The 13,684-nt window shown below is 67.4% G+C and carries 16 protein-coding genes; all 16 read right to left on the bottom strand.

Features of this window, described 5'->3' with window-relative positions; all coding sequences use genetic code 11:
* Window positions 1-3: 3 nt before the first annotated feature.
* The 16 genes from gpJ to FQK05_RS24515 all read right to left on the bottom strand — a co-directional run bounded on the left by gpJ (window position 4) and on the right by FQK05_RS24515 (window position 13,580).
* On the bottom strand, window positions 4-3,363 hold the full coding sequence (gene gpJ, locus FQK05_RS24590; protein ID WP_158972014.1) for a TipJ family phage tail tip protein: 3,360 nt from the start codon (window positions 3,361-3,363) through the stop codon (window positions 4-6).
* Window positions 3,360-3,791: an NlpC/P60 family protein gene (locus FQK05_RS24585; protein ID WP_158972012.1), complete on the bottom strand. Its 432-nt coding sequence runs from the start codon at window positions 3,789-3,791 to the stop codon at window positions 3,360-3,362. The genes gpJ and FQK05_RS24585 overlap by 4 nt, the downstream gene beginning before the upstream one ends.
* Entirely contained in the window at window positions 3,788-4,312 is a 525-nt protein-coding gene (locus FQK05_RS24580; RefSeq protein ID WP_158972010.1) for a hypothetical protein, read from the bottom strand. Before FQK05_RS24580 ends, FQK05_RS24585 begins: the two co-directional genes overlap by 4 nt.
* The gene (locus FQK05_RS24575) at window positions 4,309-4,728 is read right to left on the bottom strand and encodes a hypothetical protein (RefSeq protein WP_158972008.1); all 420 of its coding nucleotides are present in this window, start codon (window positions 4,726-4,728) and stop codon (window positions 4,309-4,311) included. Before FQK05_RS24575 ends, FQK05_RS24580 begins: the two co-directional genes overlap by 4 nt.
* On the bottom strand, window positions 4,725-7,232 hold the full coding sequence (locus tag FQK05_RS24570) for a phage tail length tape measure family protein (RefSeq protein ID WP_158972006.1): 2,508 nt from the start codon (window positions 7,230-7,232) through the stop codon (window positions 4,725-4,727). Before FQK05_RS24570 ends, FQK05_RS24575 begins: the two co-directional genes overlap by 4 nt.
* The gene (locus tag FQK05_RS24565; RefSeq protein ID WP_199252765.1) at window positions 7,229-7,462 is read right to left on the bottom strand and encodes a DUF1799 domain-containing protein; all 234 of its coding nucleotides are present in this window, start codon (window positions 7,460-7,462) and stop codon (window positions 7,229-7,231) included. Before FQK05_RS24565 ends, FQK05_RS24570 begins: the two co-directional genes overlap by 4 nt.
* Before the next feature lie 113 nt (window positions 7,463-7,575).
* The gene (locus FQK05_RS24560; protein WP_158972004.1) at window positions 7,576-7,905 is read right to left on the bottom strand and encodes a hypothetical protein; all 330 of its coding nucleotides are present in this window, start codon (window positions 7,903-7,905) and stop codon (window positions 7,576-7,578) included.
* 24 nt (window positions 7,906-7,929) lie between these two features.
* Complete coding sequence (locus FQK05_RS24555; protein WP_158972002.1) at window positions 7,930-8,862, bottom strand: phage tail tube protein; 933 nt, start codon at window positions 8,860-8,862, stop codon at window positions 7,930-7,932.
* A gap of 3 nt (window positions 8,863-8,865) precedes the next feature.
* A complete protein-coding gene (locus FQK05_RS24550) occupies window positions 8,866-9,033 on the bottom strand; it encodes a hypothetical protein (protein ID WP_158972000.1) in 168 nt (55 codons plus the stop codon).
* Entirely contained in the window at window positions 9,030-9,461 is a 432-nt protein-coding gene (locus FQK05_RS24545; RefSeq protein WP_158971998.1) for a phage tail terminator protein, read from the bottom strand. The genes FQK05_RS24550 and FQK05_RS24545 overlap by 4 nt, the downstream gene beginning before the upstream one ends.
* Complete coding sequence (locus tag FQK05_RS24540) at window positions 9,461-9,889, bottom strand: gp436 family protein (protein ID WP_158971996.1); 429 nt, start codon at window positions 9,887-9,889, stop codon at window positions 9,461-9,463. The genes FQK05_RS24545 and FQK05_RS24540 overlap by 1 nt, the downstream gene beginning before the upstream one ends.
* A 133-nt stretch (window positions 9,890-10,022) precedes the next feature.
* The gene (locus tag FQK05_RS24535; protein WP_158971994.1) at window positions 10,023-10,466 is read right to left on the bottom strand and encodes a hypothetical protein; all 444 of its coding nucleotides are present in this window, start codon (window positions 10,464-10,466) and stop codon (window positions 10,023-10,025) included.
* A gap of 69 nt (window positions 10,467-10,535) precedes the next feature.
* A complete protein-coding gene (locus FQK05_RS24530; protein WP_158971992.1) occupies window positions 10,536-11,429 on the bottom strand; it encodes a Mu-like prophage major head subunit gpT family protein in 894 nt (297 codons plus the stop codon).
* Between the two features lie 10 nt (window positions 11,430-11,439).
* Entirely contained in the window at window positions 11,440-11,898 is a 459-nt protein-coding gene (locus FQK05_RS24525; RefSeq protein ID WP_158971990.1) for a hypothetical protein, read from the bottom strand.
* Entirely contained in the window at window positions 11,898-12,953 is a 1,056-nt protein-coding gene (locus tag FQK05_RS24520) for a phage protease (RefSeq protein ID WP_158971988.1), read from the bottom strand. The genes FQK05_RS24525 and FQK05_RS24520 overlap by 1 nt, the downstream gene beginning before the upstream one ends.
* 114 nt (window positions 12,954-13,067) lie before the next feature.
* Entirely contained in the window at window positions 13,068-13,580 is a 513-nt protein-coding gene (locus tag FQK05_RS24515; protein WP_158971986.1) for a phage virion morphogenesis protein, read from the bottom strand.
* Window positions 13,581-13,684: the final 104 nt, after the last annotated feature.

Genomic DNA, 13,684 nt, shown 5'->3' with positions numbered 1-13,684 from the left:
CTCCTAGATGTTGACAGAGTACGGACCGCTGATCGGACCGGGCACGCCGTCCGAATTCTGCGGTTCGATCCAGATGAAATGCGTGCCCTGATCGAGGCATGCGGTGGTCTCGCGGTAGGCCGAAACGGCATCGATCGAGCCGTCGAAGTCGCTGCTCGACAGGAACTCGAATGTGTCGTTGCCGGTGACCGCCTGGATCCTGTCCGCGTGGTCGCCGTTTGTCGAAACCGCCACACCCGGCCGGTCAGAACCCCCGGTCAGGCGCGGTGTCACGGACCCGGCGGTCCGGCCGCTGACCGTGAAGGCGATACGGTAGAATTTCCCGGCCGTCGCTGACAGCGCTTGCCCGATCGTGTCGCTTGTGCCCGGGGTATGGGTGGCGACACCGCCAGAAACAGCCCAGCCTGCGTCGAGGTCCCAGTCAGTGGCATCGCCCATGTTGCCGCCCACGATCAGCTCTTGCCGCGTCGTGTCACCCAGGGCGACCGAGTAGCTCTGCAGTGGCGTGACTGCGACCGGGGCTCCGGCGGCGTCCGTCTCGCGATCGAGCGTTCCTGTCTGGTTGATGTAGACTTGCAGTGCAGCCGTGGCGGCATCCGCCCCTGTCGCGACCTGGATGAGCACCCCGCCGAGGAGCACCGTGACCCCGATGGCATCTTCGTCGAGCGCCGCGGGGATGTCCGCGTCGCCCGCACCGACGGTCAGGCTGACGGTAGCGCCCCAGGGACCTTCGACGCCTGTAGCCGAGACGGCCCGTGCCCGCATTTCGATGGGGTCGTCGCGGACGTAGTCGTCGATCGCGGCACCACCGTTGGCGGCAGGAATGCTGGTCTCGGTCCAGCTCGGGGCGCCTGCCAGACGGTGATCAACGTCGAAGGAGGCCGCGCCGATTGCGCCGCTGCCCGGCTCGATCAGGTATTCGACCAGATCCTCGGCACCGGTGCCCGAGACACCCGAACGGATCGAAACGAAACGCGGCGCCGACGGCTGCAAAAGGTTCTCGTCAAGCTCCTCTCCGACACGGCCGGACCAGGCCGGCACGGTATCGGCCGCGAGCAGTTCGTCGATGATCGAAGCCTCGTCCACCAGGTGCAGGATGGAGTGGCCGTCCTCGGTCGCTTCGACCCGGGTCACGATGGCCTTCAGGCTCTCCGAGGCGGCCTTGCCAAAGAGGACAAGGTCTCCGGCCATGGGCATGTCGCCGCTGCCGGTCAGGCTCAGGACCCGGGTTTCGCCTTCGACGGTCGCGACGGTCCGGACGACGGAGGTGCCGATCGTGTCGGGCTCTTCCCCCTCGGCGGTTTCCGCAAACACCCTGAAGCGGATCCCGTAGGCCTCGCCCGTTTCCATCGTGACCAGCTCGTCGAGCTCGATCAGGCTGCCCTGGACGGATTTCACACGGGCGCCGCGCTGGACCTTGTCCAGGACATCGTGGCTCAGGACCACCTTGTCGCCTCGGGTCGCGACACGCACCGGGCCGGCCTGTGTGACCTGGTAGGTATCGGGCCGGTGGATCGCCTCGTACATGCGGCGGCGGGCTTCGATCCAGACCTCGGCCGGGTCGGTCTTGCCGGGCAGCTCCAGGGCTTCCGTCAGGGTGATCTCGCCTTCGTAACCCGGCCAGCGCACCACCCGCTCGGCTTCCTTGAAGTCGTTGGTTGCGTCCAGGAAGCGGACACGGAAGGCATGGGGCGGCTCAAAATAGGCCCGGTGGCACTTGAAGTCCCAGGAGTTGCGCGGGCTGATATGGTCGACGACCAGCTCCTGCGCCCTGTCGATCGTGACGCCCCATTTCACGCCATCGTGGCGGGGCGTGGCCCGGCCGGCCGCGGCGATCTCGATCAGGACATCCCGCAGGGTTGTGGAGACCTCGATCAGGGCCCGGTCGTATTTCAGATCGTTGAGACGGCAGAAGTCGTGCCAGTCCTCGATCAGGTCGAGGTCCAGGCCCGCGTCGGAGACCGCCTTCGGGTTGGCTTCTGTCTGCAGCACGAAACGGTAGAGCGCCGCCGGGTTGGAGGTGACGCGTTCGATCCAGGTGCCGGTGCCATGGTCGTAGTCGAGGCAGATCCGGCCGGCGAGCGCAGTCAGGTTGTCGAGCGCACCGGAGAGTTGATGCGTTGCCCGGATCCGAGTCCCGATCAGCGACAGCGGGCGGCCATAGTTCAGCGGGTATTCCGGGCGCAGGGTCTGGAGCGCGGCCCAGCTGCAGCGGCGCTGGCGATTGCTGTCGGTGTTCTCGTCCGTCAGCATGGTCAGGCGGACCTGCCAGCGGCCGCGGCTCGGGAAGGTCCAGCTGTGCTGGCGGTAGAAGCTTTCCAGCTTGGCGGCACGGATCGACAGCGTCTCGACTTCGGTCCAACTGGCGGCCTCTGCCAGGCGGTGCTCGATCAGGATCGACACTTCCTCGGTCTGCGCCACGCCATCGCCATCGAAACGCACAAGACCCGAGGGGAAGGCCAGCAGAACGGAAGCGCCGTCGGCATCCGCGCCGGTCGTGCGCACGACCGGTGTTGCGACCGCGGGATCCCCGGCGATGACTTCGCCCAGATCGTCCCGGGCCAGCGGGCGTACCAACTCGATCGCGACGCTCTCTTCGGCCACCTGGCGGGGGTAGAGGCTGAGCGGAAGGTCGGTCTCCAGCCCATCGCGGGTCTCCAGATCGACATCACTGAACTCGCTGAGGGAGGTCTCGCCGATCCGAATGTCGGAAAGCGACAGCCGACCTTCGCCAAAGTTGAAGGCCGAATGCAGGAACTGCCAATCGCCCCCGATTTCGGAGAAGCTGATAGCCGCGAACGGCGGTGCGACGCGGATCTGTCCCAGGATCACGGGCACCGCGCCGTTCGGATCGGCGCGGTTGCGGATCGAGGAGATTGAATAGCGGTTTTCGGCCTGGCGGCTTTCCGGGGTGGTGGGCACGACCGGCGGGATCAGGGCATTGATCAACAGCTGGCCGACGACGGTCACGCCGAGGGAGATCCCGGCGGAAACAGCCGCAAAACCGAAGGAGCCGGCTGGGAAAAAGCTCAGGGCATAGTACTGCCCTGCCGCCACGGCCGCGATCGCCACGACGATGGTCAGGACGGAGCGCAGGTTGTTGCCGCCCGGCACGAAGCGGATGACCACCCGGACACCCGGTTGCGGCCGGACGCGGTGCCAGTACGCTTCCGCGATGATCTCGGACCCGCGGTCGGTCACCAGGGCGATCCGGCAAAGGGCGCGCTCCGCTTCGGACAGGCCCGGAACGGCGGCGGCGAGGATCTCGGCCAGCGTCTGGCCCGCGGGCAGGTCCAGAACGATCCGATCCCGGTCCGGATCGAACTGCGACGCGGCCAGGACATGGGTCAGGGATCCGGTCATCGCCGCACCTCCGTGACGATTTGAACGGGGCGTTCAACGTGCCGGTAATGCCCCTTGAAACGCGGCTTCCAGCTGCCGTGCGTGTAGTCGGCAATCTTGGCGCAATCGTCGCCTTCCATGTGGATCATCAGCCCGTGGCGCACGACGATGCCGACATGCGAGGCGAAACGGCCGCGCCGGAAGACCGCGATGTCGAAGGCAATGGCCGGCCCGTTCACGGGCAGCCAGAGCGGCGAGGTCTCGGCGCCTGCGATGAGGGCCGCGATCTCGCCGCGTTCCTCGGCCGAGCTGTAGCCAAGATAATCCGGCAGACCGATCCCCAGTTCCTCCTGGTAGATGATGCAGGCCAGGCCCCAGCAGTCGGCGCCGTCACGGCCGCGGCCGAGGTCCGCCCAGGGCAGGCCGATATAGGCGTTGCTCCAGCTCATAGGTGCAGCCCCGGGAAGCGGTCACGCGTCATGCGGCCGGATGGGAACGGCTCGGCCTCGATCTCGTCGCGGCTGATCGACAGGGTGATCGAGCCCGCATCGATGTCGGCGGCCAGGATCTGGAGGTCCAGGAACTCGGCCTCGATCACGTTCGGGCTGGCCGCCAGCACGACGGCCATGCAGATCGACGGTGGAGTGATCATGCTCCGGCAGATCTCCACCATGTCGCTGTCGAGGTTCTCCAGGACGATCGAGGCGGAGGCCGGGGCGTCGTCCAGGTCCGACGGCAGCAAGGCGGATGCGATGGTCCAAAGCCAGGGCTCGGTCACCGGATTTGCGCCGCGCCACGTCGACCGGGTGCAATAGATCAGCGGGTCGGTCGAGAACCGCTCCGCGGGGTAGGTCGAAAGGCGGATCACGTCTTCGAGCTCCGGATGGCTGATCTCGAAAAGCGCGACATAGATCTCCTCGATCGAGACCGCGTCCTGCGCCTGACGCGCATTGAGGCTCACCCGTCTCATGGCATCACCACGAGGCTGAAGGTCTTGCGGAACTCGCCCCCCTTGAGCGTCTCGACCGGCACCTTGTCCCCCCAGGAGCACAGCCAGATCTTGGCCATGAGGATCGGCTGTCCTTCGCCATCGAGGAGGGGCACGCCCTCGGTCGTGTAGAGCGGCCAACCATGGGTCGTGGGGTCCGGCATCCGGAACAGGCGGCTGCCCCAGGCGCAGTCGTCGCGATAGAAAAGATCGAAGACGGCCTTCTGGCCACGGTCGAGCAGCAGCGAGAGGGTCACCATGGTCGCGACGCTGGAGAAGCGGCGCGCGAACCCCGGAGGGCCGGCATCGCCCTGGCGGCGGCGTCGGCCGTCCTGCGGCTCCGCCGACCAGCTGTTGCGCTCGGGACGCGGCAAGGTATCGGGCCAGTCGAGGATCATCCGCGGTTCCTCCCGGCCGGTCGCAGGGCGAACTCCTGCGACATCGCCTTGCGCAACGGATTGCCCCGTTGCGAGACGGCCGAGGCCACCTGACGGCCGACGGTCATGGTCAGCTGCGGGCGGCCAAGGCTGTCGGTGCCCTGTTCGGTCTCCACGCCCTGGCCGGAATAGTCGTTGACCACGAGGGACAGCCCGAGCGTGCCGGCCTGGCCGGCGCTGGCGGCCTGGCTCAGGGCGCCCCCCCGCGCGAAGGCCGGCAGCCCGCCGGCATTCATGGCTTCCAGGATATGCCGATAGCGTCGCGTCGCCTGGGCGTTCATCATGAACTCGCCCGAGGAACCCCACATCAGCACGTCGTCGGACGTCCCGCTGCCGGGACCATGGATATAGCCGCCGGTCGCCGCCGCCGGCAGCGCCCCGGCAATGGCCGTGCCGGCGCTCTTGGTCAGGCTCCCCGTGATCCCCGAGACTGCCATGCCCAAGAGGCCGCCCCCTGTGGAGGTTCCCAGGGCGCCCGCGAAGGCCCCTTCGCCCATAAGGGCTGCCTGCAGAACCGCCGATGCGATCATGTCGGCAACGTTCTCGAAGACATCGCCCAGCGTCCTGCCGCGCAGGATCAACCCGTCGAGCGCGCTGTAGGCAGAGCCTGCGTAGAAATCCTGTTGCTCGGTCAGAGAGGCAAGACGGGTCTCTTCCTGCTGGCGCTGCCGGATCAGGCCTTCCACGGCCGCGCGTTCGCTATCGGTCGCGGCCGCAAGGGTCTCGCGATTGCGGATCATCTCCTTCTGGACCGGGTCGGTTTCCCGCAGCAGTTCGATCTGCAGCTGCTGCTGGGCGATCAGGTTCGCGATCGCCTCGCGCTCCTGGTCCGTGGCCCTGGCCGAGCCCCGCGCACTCTTCAACGCCTCGGAACGTTGCGCGTCGACCTTGGCCTTCTCGGCCATGAGGTTGCCATAGGCTATGGCTTCGGCATCCAGCGCCGCGATCTCGGGGGCATCGGCATCCTGGCGGCGGACGCCCTGGACCTGCTGCATCCGCAGGACGCCCAGCTGGCGGGCCTCTTCCACCGGGTTCCCGGCGGTTTCCAGGCGGATGCGCGCCTCCTGCAGATCCACGGCGCCCTGTGCCGCCAGGGAGACCGAGGCGTCATAGGCGCGGCGCAGTTCGTCCGCCAGCCGCGACGCCTCGGACCGGGCGGCGGCAATGCTGCCGACCATGTTCGCGTTGGCGATGCCGGCGGCGTTGCTCTCGCCTTCTTTCAAACGCGCAGCCAGCGCCCGGGCGACGTCTTCGGCACTGGTCAGCCCGTCCAGTACTTTCTGGTCGATGGTTGCGCCGCTGGCCGCCAGCGCCGCCTGCATCCGCGCCAGCTGATCGGCCACGCCGGCGATGTCGCCCGCATCGATCGCACCGCGCAGGGCATTGCGGATCTCGGCGATCTCGGCCGCGAACTGAGGCGGGATCGAGAGTTCGGACGCGAGATCGCCGATCGCGGCGATGTCACCTTTCAGGGCGGCCAGCTCTTGTCGCTGCTCGGTCAGCTGGCTTTCCATGTCGCGAGTGGACCGGTTCGAAAGCCGCGCCAGCGCGATCTGTGCTTCCAGATCTCGTATTTCCCGTTCCGCTTCGGCGATCTGTTCTGCATTGGCCTGGCTGCCTGCGCCGGCAAGCGCTGCGCCGACGGCGCCGGCGATCTTCTCGATCTCGGCCTCGAAGGCCGGGCCGGTGGCATCGTCCAGCACGACCTGGACCTTGGCCACGGCCGCGCGTTTCTCGATATCGAAAAGACGCTTGGACAGGCCCAGCACCTCGTCCGATATCTCGCCGTATTTCGAGCGCAGTTCTTCCAGCCCGCCCATGCTGGCCAGTTGCGCGGCCGACCCGGCCCGGCTGATCGCGGCGGCCGCCTCGTCCACCTTCTCGGCGAAGGTCAGCGTCTTCTTCTTGGTCTCGTCCACCTGGAACGCCCATTGCGCCAGGGCGGCCCCGCCGGCGATCACGCCAAGCGTCACGATGTTGACCGGGCTCAGAAGCGACAGGAACGCGGTGCCAAGGGCCCTCACGGCACCGGCTGCCCCCATCGGGCCGATGACTTGCGTGATCTGGGTGCCCTGCTGCAGGGCCAGCTGCAGCGGGTTCTGCCCCGCAGCCATCATGACGATCAGGTCGTTGAAGTTCGCGGTGAGGTTGGAAACGCTGCCTGCGGCCAGCGGGGTGCTCTGGCCGATCCCGAGCATCTTCGCGTTGACCCGGTCGGATTGTGCCTGCAGCGCCGCCATCTGGGCGACGGCGCTGGCTTCGGCTCTCGTCAGGACCTCGACCTGGGCCGATGCCTTGGCCAGCTCGCTGTTCAGCGCAGAGATTTCCGCGTCGGTGGCGGCGCCCTTCTTGCCGAGGTTGCGGACAGACAGCCCGGCCTTCTCGGCACTGGCTCCAAACTCACGGAGCGTGGCCTCGGCCGCCTTGCCGTCCGCCTGGATCAGGATGGAGAGTGCCGCCGTCATGCCTTGTCCTCGTTCAGAACCTCAAGGGCGCCCCGCTCGATCATCCGGATGTCGGACCAGACCGAGGGAGCCGGGATCTTGCCTTCCAGTCGCAGCCCGGCCTCGGCCGCGCTGTAATCGAGCCCGATGGTGACCGCGCCGCCGAGGCCGGCGACGACCCGCCACTGGGTGGAAATCGCCAGGAAGAGCTCCAGCGCCTTCAGGTGATCGGCCCAGAGCTCGAAGGCCACGGGTCGCGGCGCAAGCTTCGAAAGGTCGATCCCCCAAAGCGCCGCGTCATCCTCGGCGCCCCCGTCTTCGTCCCGGCCAAGCCGGCCTTCTGCCCAGGCCCGCCCGGCCGCCTTCAGTTTCCCGACTTGGCCTTGGTCAGGGCGGCCATGTAGGTGCGCAGCAGCGCCAGGCGCACATAAGGCAGCCCCAGCATCTGTTCGCGCAGATCGGTCGACCAGGAGAGCTGCTGGCCCGCGTCATCGACCACGTCTTCAAGGCCCACCCAGACCGCGCGCAGGAAGTCCTTCAGCCCATCTTTCGATGCGACGTCGAACCCTTCGGCCTCGCCGTCGGGCAGGACCTTGAACCGGGCCTTGAAGGTCTGTTCAACGTGGCCTTCATCCTGGGGGACCAGGACGGTGACCGGGTGGGTGAACGCGGGATTGGCGGTGATCTTGAACATGTCGGGCTCCGGTGCTTTCGCGGATCAGGTGAGGGTGAGGGTCCACTGGTCGTTGCCGGCCGCTGGCAGTGGCACCAGGCGCAGCGGCCATTCCTTGATGTTCTGGCTGTTGTTCAGCCCCTGCGGTCGCTGCATCTGGGCGGTCGGGATGTTGATCGCGGCGATGGACCCCGCCGTCGTGCCATGGACCAGGTCGATCTCGACGCCGGTCTGTCCGGCCGCCAGGGTGAAGGGATCGAAGGTGGTCAGCGGCACGGCTTCCACGACCGTCTCGACCGTTTCGGCGCGATCGGTGATCAGCACCCCTTCGGACCCGATCAGGAACCGCGTCTCGACCGCGTTGCCCAGGTTCAGGGTGAAGCTGCGCATCACGAAATCCTCGCCGGCCATCTGGAAGGTCGGCGTGTTGGCATTGGTCGCCAGCAGCGGCTTCTGGTAGGCGCTCAGGTCCACCGTCGGACGGGTCTGTTCCGTGGGCAGGGTGAAGAGGCCCGTGAACTCGAAGTTCAGATAGACGATGCCCTGGGCATTCACCTCGAAGGTGCAGTTGCCACGGCTGCCGAGAAGCACGTAGCGGGTCGCGCCGATCAGAAGGTACAGCGTGATGCTCTCGTGTCCGTCGCTGACCGGGTTGTAGGTGACCGACACGCCCGCATCGATCGTCTCGGCCACGGCGCAGGCCCGCAGCAGCGTCCCCCAGGCAGGTGCCGTCCCGGCCGCGCCAGACGGGGCCAGTTCGACCTTGAAGCGCAGCATGGCATGCAGCTCGGTCGGGATCGTGCCAGTGGCGCCCAGCCAGGGCGTTTCCAGCGCGCGATCGACATCCGAACCTTCCATGGGCGTCAGTTGCACGTCCGTGGCAGACACAGCGTTGACAGCACCGGCGGGCGTCGGGTCGATGCCATAGGCGCTCTCGATCTTCGCCAGGAGGATCTTGGATTTCCACTTGATGGGCATGGGTCAGCCCTCCTTCTTCGCCGCGGAGGTGGCGGGCGCGGGATTGGCGGCCGGCGGCTTTGCCAGTGTTTCGGTGCGGGGCGGCTTGACCAGGGCGGTCAGCTTGCCCTTGTCGTCGCGCTTCCAGGACCCGCCGCTTTGCGGGAGGGCCTTCCGGGTCTTGGCAGTCATGTCGGGATCCTCAGCTGGTCGGTGATGGAGAAGTCGAGCTGGTAGACCAGCGCACCGGCGCGCAGGCTGACCAGGTTGCCCCGCACGAGGCGGAAGCTGCCGATCTCGTCCGCGGGCTCCCAGCCAGCGATGGCCGCGATGACGGCCCGGATCAGCGCCTGGGTCAGGTCGAGCGAACGCCCGCCGGTCTGGTCGTGACCCCGGATGGTCAGGATCACGCCCACGGCCTCGTCGAAGAGCTGGGTGAACATGCCCGTCGCGGCATTGGCGCTGCCTCCTGTCAGCCCGACAGGCAGCACATGGGCGGCCGGCGTGACCTGCGGCAGCGCGTTCTGCTGCATCAGGGTCGCGAAACTGGCCGCGCCTTCGACGCGCCCGCCCAGTTCCGTCACCTCTGCCTTCAGCCGGGCAATCACCTGGTCGATCATCAGATGAAGCCCTTCATGTTCGCCTCGGTGAAGGGCCGCTCGCGATCGGTCATCCGGGCGCCGGTACCGTCGGAGGTCTCGGGTTCGACACCTTCGGCCGGGATACGGATGGCGCCCCGCGAGATGCCTTCAAGCGAGCGCCGGGCCAGCTCGTAATCCTTCTGGATCTTCGGGTCGGGCTCGTAGCGGTGCAGCTTGTAGATGGCGACGGCCAGCGCCAGGTCGGCGATCAGCGGCGGAACTTCGGCCAAGGGCAGGACGTAGCGGGGGCGCAGGAAGCCATCGATCTCGGCGTCGGTATCGGCCAGCGCCCGGTCCACGACATCCGTGTCGATCGAGCCGGTCGCCACCGCGGCACGGTCGGTCAGGCTGACGAGCATCTGCGCGCCAAAGCGGTCCGTGAGCTGGTCGAGGGTGGCATAGGGCATCTGTCGAGCAATCCTGTCTGGAGAAGTCCTGGCGGCGATCTCCCGCCGCCAGGCAGGCCCCCGAAGGAGCTGGGCTCATGCGCTCACGGCCGGCGCCCATCCCGGCCGCTGCCCGCCGGCCTCCCGCCGGGGATCAGGTCGACGCCGGCACGTCCGTCTTCACGACGGTCAGCGCGGGTTCGTTCACAAGCCGTTCGAATTCGGTGGGGGTCAGGTCATCCACGGGGATGATCACCTTCTCCGGGCCGAAATGGCGGCCCGCCCGGCGAAACCCGCGGGCCGGGCCAGTGATGACCAGGACGGAAACAGCTTCAGCCGGTGCCGGCTGGGGATTGGTGGCGGAGGCCTCCGGTGCCTCCGCCTGGACCGGACCCTCGCCACCAACCGCCTGCGTGGCGGACCCTTCCGGGTTTTCCTGCGGCGGCGTCTCCGGTGCGGTATTCTTCGCCTGTGCCTTGGCCTCGGCTTCCTGCACCCGGGCGGCCAGCGTGTCGTCACCCGTGTTCCAGGCGAACTTGACGTCCAGCTCCGCGGCGCGGGCTTCCAGGGCGATCCGGGCTTCGCTTTTCTCGGTCACGGCGACCTCCTATCAGTTTGCGAAAGGGGCCGGCCGAACCGGCCCCTCGGGAAACTGATTTCTCGGTCGTCAGGCGAGCCAGGGAACGACCAGCAGCTCGGCCGTGCCCTTCCATTCGTTGGTCTCGCCACCGGTGCCGAGTTCCGAATTGAGGATCTTGCGGCCGGCGCTTTCCAGCGCGGGCGGCACGACCAGCAGGTTCGGCATCAGGCCCAGGGGGCGGCCGTAGTCGCCCTTCATGCCGGTCAGCGCGGCACGCGCGGTCGCATAGGCGGCGGCGTTCAGCGTCTGCTGCGACCCGTAGGCCATCTGCCAGAACCCGAAGCCCGCGTTGAACCGGGCATCCGCGCCGTAGACGAATTCCTTGTTGTTGAAGACGTTGTCGTCGGTGACCTTGTCCTTGGCGACGAACTCGAAGTCCTTGCGCTTCTGCAGGATCACCGGCTTCAGCGCGCGGTTGGTGCAGAGCAGGAACCAGGGCGTGCCGCCCCCGCCGCCGGAGTTGCTGACCGAGATCACCTCGCCGTCCTCGTCCAGCACCGGGTGGTCGGTGTCGAAGAAGTACTGGCCGTCATAGCAGGCGGTGGCGAAGCCTTCCTTCAGCAGCGCGTAGACCAGGGCATCCTTCTTGGAGCCCGTGGACTGGCCCATCTCCTGGAAGAGCGGCCCGTAGATCCCGAGATTGTCGGTCTCGATGTCGTCGCGATCGACGCCGATGGTCAGTTCCCAGGGCTTTTCCTTGATGGCGTAATCGTGGCTCTGGAGGTTCTGGACGGCGCGTGCGCCGATCCATTCCCGGACGTTCGGCAGCTTGCCGAGCCAGCCGTACTTCTGTTCCTTCTGGGTCGACGTGACTTCGGTCGCGACCCGTTCCCACATGGTGGAAGCCTGGCCCAGGCCGTTCTGGAAGGACGTCTTGAAGCCGACGCGCAGGCTGTCGAGATTTGCGGCGTTGATAAGCATGGTGGGATCCTTAGGCTGCTGCGGCGGCCGCAGCGGTCGCGGCGGCGTTGGTCAGGGCTTCGTCCAGGCGCACCCAGACGCCCTGGTCGTCGACCGCGTCGACGATGCCGGCCGCCGAGCGCGAGGCGGTGCCATCGGTCTTGGCGACGGTCTGGTCATCGACCGCGTAGGCCAGTTGGCCGATATCGGCGATGGTGATCTCATCCGCGGCGGCCGAGTTGGCGAAGCGGAAGGTGCCGGGGCGGTAGCGGACCGAAAGATCGCCGGCGCTGCCCGTGCTGTTGTCGACCCGCTCTTCGGCGCGGCCGATGCCGACCAGGCCGGTGGCGGTCTGCCCCTCGATCACGTTGCCCGCGGCGTTCCGCATCAGCAGCGCGCCGGCATAGACGAGGGTGGCGGCGGCCACCAGGCCGCTGCGAAGATCGCCCTCGGAACGGGGCGTGTTGCGATCTGCGGTCAGCGCGGTCATCAGAAGGTCTCCTTCGCGGCGGCTTCGGCCTTCAGGGTTTCAGCGTAGGCCTTGGGATCGACCCCGATCAGCCGGGCCGCGGCGCTCTGGTCGGCGCTCAGCGTGGCCTGGCCTTCCTGGGTCGCGGCCGGGGGCGTGATAGTGGTACCGCTGCGGTCCAGCTTCGGCAGGCCCGCGACCAGCTTCTCGGCGCGCTCCGGGCTTTCCATGTGGAGCGTGACGTATTCCTCGCGGCTGGCTTTCACGCCGGCGCGCAGATCGCGGATGGCACCGTCGACGAAATCCTCGGCAGCCTTGCGCTTGCCGTTGGTTTCGAGCGTGTTGACCCGGCTCTGCAGGGTCGCGATCGTTTCGGTCTGCTCGGTGCCGGCGGCCTTCAGCCCGGTGGCGGCGGCGATGATTGCCGTCAGCGACACCTCGCCCTCAAGGCCCATGGCCGTGCCGATCCGGGACAGCGAGGAGCTCATTGCGGCCTCACCTTCACCGCTCTTGTCCAGGCGCTTGCCCAGGGCGGCAACGATGTCGTCTTCCGAGGCATCCTCGGACAGGCCAAGGATCTTGGCCACCTTCGCTGCAAACATGTCGGGTTTCTCCGTGCTGTTGAGCGCGAGGAGCTCGCGCAGGGCGGGGTCGTTGGTCAGGGCGGCGCGCGAGATTGCCGCCACCTTGCCGGTCAGTTTCTCGTAGGCGAGGACGGGCGAGATGCCCCAGTAGGCCCGGTCGGACAGCAGCGCGCGGCCGCTCTCGGTCCAGTCGACCCGGCCCCAGATGCCATCGGCGCGCTCTTCCATCTCGGTGATGAAGCCCCGGGCGGGCGCCGCCAGGCCAAGCTTGGCGGCGGTATCGGTGGAGTGGTTCTCGTCGATGTGGATCCGGCGGCGGCGCGAGAAGCTCTCCTCGATCACCCGCTTCGCATCGTCGTAGTGCCAGGGACCGCGGCCGTCATAGGCGGCGACCTGTCCCTTGGGCAGAAGCTGGACCCATTCCGGCACGACCGCGCCTTCGCCGGGCGCGGGCAGTTCCATCGCAGAGAGGGTGACAAGGGCGTTTTCCATGCGGCCATATTCGCCGCGATGGGAGGGGCCAATACACCCGCAAGGGTTTGCGGGGTTGGCGCTTTTTGCTCTGCCGTCAGGTTGCCCGGTGCCGGTCAGCCGGTCAAGCGCGGATCACTCCTGGGCGCCGGTGACGTACTCTTCGAGGATCTCCAGGACACCGGTCCGGTCCTCGGCCGAGAGGCCCAGGAAGGGCCGCGCCGGGATGTCACCCCAGGGGATCGGCATGAAATAGAACCGGCCGCGCTTGTCGGTGCCGATCCGGGCGCCGAACTGTCCCGCCTCGGCGCCGAAGTGTTGGACAGCCGCGTAGATGAGGTTCGACCCGATCTCGACCTGAGACGGACCGGCCTGATACGAGATCTCGCTCGACAGCCGACCGGAAGGGCCGTGCAGCGGCCGGAAGTCCACCTTGTCCTTCCGGGCGACATAGGCGTCGATCGTGGCCTGGCTCTTCGGCGCCCATGGCGTTCCCTCCGGGCTCACCCCCTTGCGGAACCGCTCCTTCGTGGTCTCGGTCAGATACTCGCCAATGTCCTGCATCGCCGGGGTCAGATCCGTGAGCGCACGGGCGATCTCGTCAAGGGCCTGCCTGACCTGGGCGTCGTTGATTTCAACGGTGATCATGGCTATCTTCCTTTATGCAGGCGTGACACGGTAATATTCTCGCGGCCGTAGCACGATCGGTTTCGACCTGACGGAGCGCCATGCGGGGTTTCCGGGTTCTCCCC

It is taken from the genome of Chachezhania sediminis, assembly GCF_009765275.1.
Classification (GTDB): domain Bacteria; phylum Pseudomonadota; class Alphaproteobacteria; order Rhodobacterales; family Rhodobacteraceae; genus Chachezhania; species Chachezhania sediminis.
This window is presented reverse-complemented; position numbering and strand designations above follow the sequence as displayed.

What these genes read in the sequence shown, in the direction of transcription:
- gpJ (WP_158972014.1), bottom strand. Translation starts at nt 3,363, where the DNA reads ATGACCGGATCCCTGACCCATGTCCTGGCCGCGTCGCAGTTCGATCCG.
- FQK05_RS24585 (WP_158972012.1), bottom strand. Translation starts at nt 3,791, where the DNA reads ATGAGCTGGAGCAACGCCTATATCGGCCTGCCCTGGGCGGACCTCGGC.
- FQK05_RS24580 (WP_158972010.1), bottom strand. Translation starts at nt 4,312, where the DNA reads ATGAGACGGGTGAGCCTCAATGCGCGTCAGGCGCAGGACGCGGTCTCG.
- FQK05_RS24575 (WP_158972008.1), bottom strand. Translation starts at nt 4,728, where the DNA reads ATGATCCTCGACTGGCCCGATACCTTGCCGCGTCCCGAGCGCAACAGC.
- FQK05_RS24570 (WP_158972006.1), bottom strand. Translation starts at nt 7,232, where the DNA reads ATGACGGCGGCACTCTCCATCCTGATCCAGGCGGACGGCAAGGCGGCC.
- FQK05_RS24560 (WP_158972004.1), bottom strand. Translation starts at nt 7,905, where the DNA reads ATGTTCAAGATCACCGCCAATCCCGCGTTCACCCACCCGGTCACCGTC.
- FQK05_RS24555 (WP_158972002.1), bottom strand. Translation starts at nt 8,862, where the DNA reads ATGCCCATCAAGTGGAAATCCAAGATCCTCCTGGCGAAGATCGAGAGC.
- FQK05_RS24550 (WP_158972000.1), bottom strand. Translation starts at nt 9,033, where the DNA reads ATGACTGCCAAGACCCGGAAGGCCCTCCCGCAAAGCGGCGGGTCCTGG.
- FQK05_RS24545 (WP_158971998.1), bottom strand. Translation starts at nt 9,461, where the DNA reads ATGATCGACCAGGTGATTGCCCGGCTGAAGGCAGAGGTGACGGAACTG.
- FQK05_RS24540 (WP_158971996.1), bottom strand. Translation starts at nt 9,889, where the DNA reads ATGCCCTATGCCACCCTCGACCAGCTCACGGACCGCTTTGGCGCGCAG.
- FQK05_RS24530 (WP_158971992.1), bottom strand. Translation starts at nt 11,429, where the DNA reads ATGCTTATCAACGCCGCAAATCTCGACAGCCTGCGCGTCGGCTTCAAG.
- FQK05_RS24525 (WP_158971990.1), bottom strand. Translation starts at nt 11,898, where the DNA reads ATGACCGCGCTGACCGCAGATCGCAACACGCCCCGTTCCGAGGGCGAT.
- FQK05_RS24520 (WP_158971988.1), bottom strand. Translation starts at nt 12,953, where the DNA reads ATGGAAAACGCCCTTGTCACCCTCTCTGCGATGGAACTGCCCGCGCCC.
- FQK05_RS24515 (WP_158971986.1), bottom strand. Translation starts at nt 13,580, where the DNA reads ATGATCACCGTTGAAATCAACGACGCCCAGGTCAGGCAGGCCCTTGAC.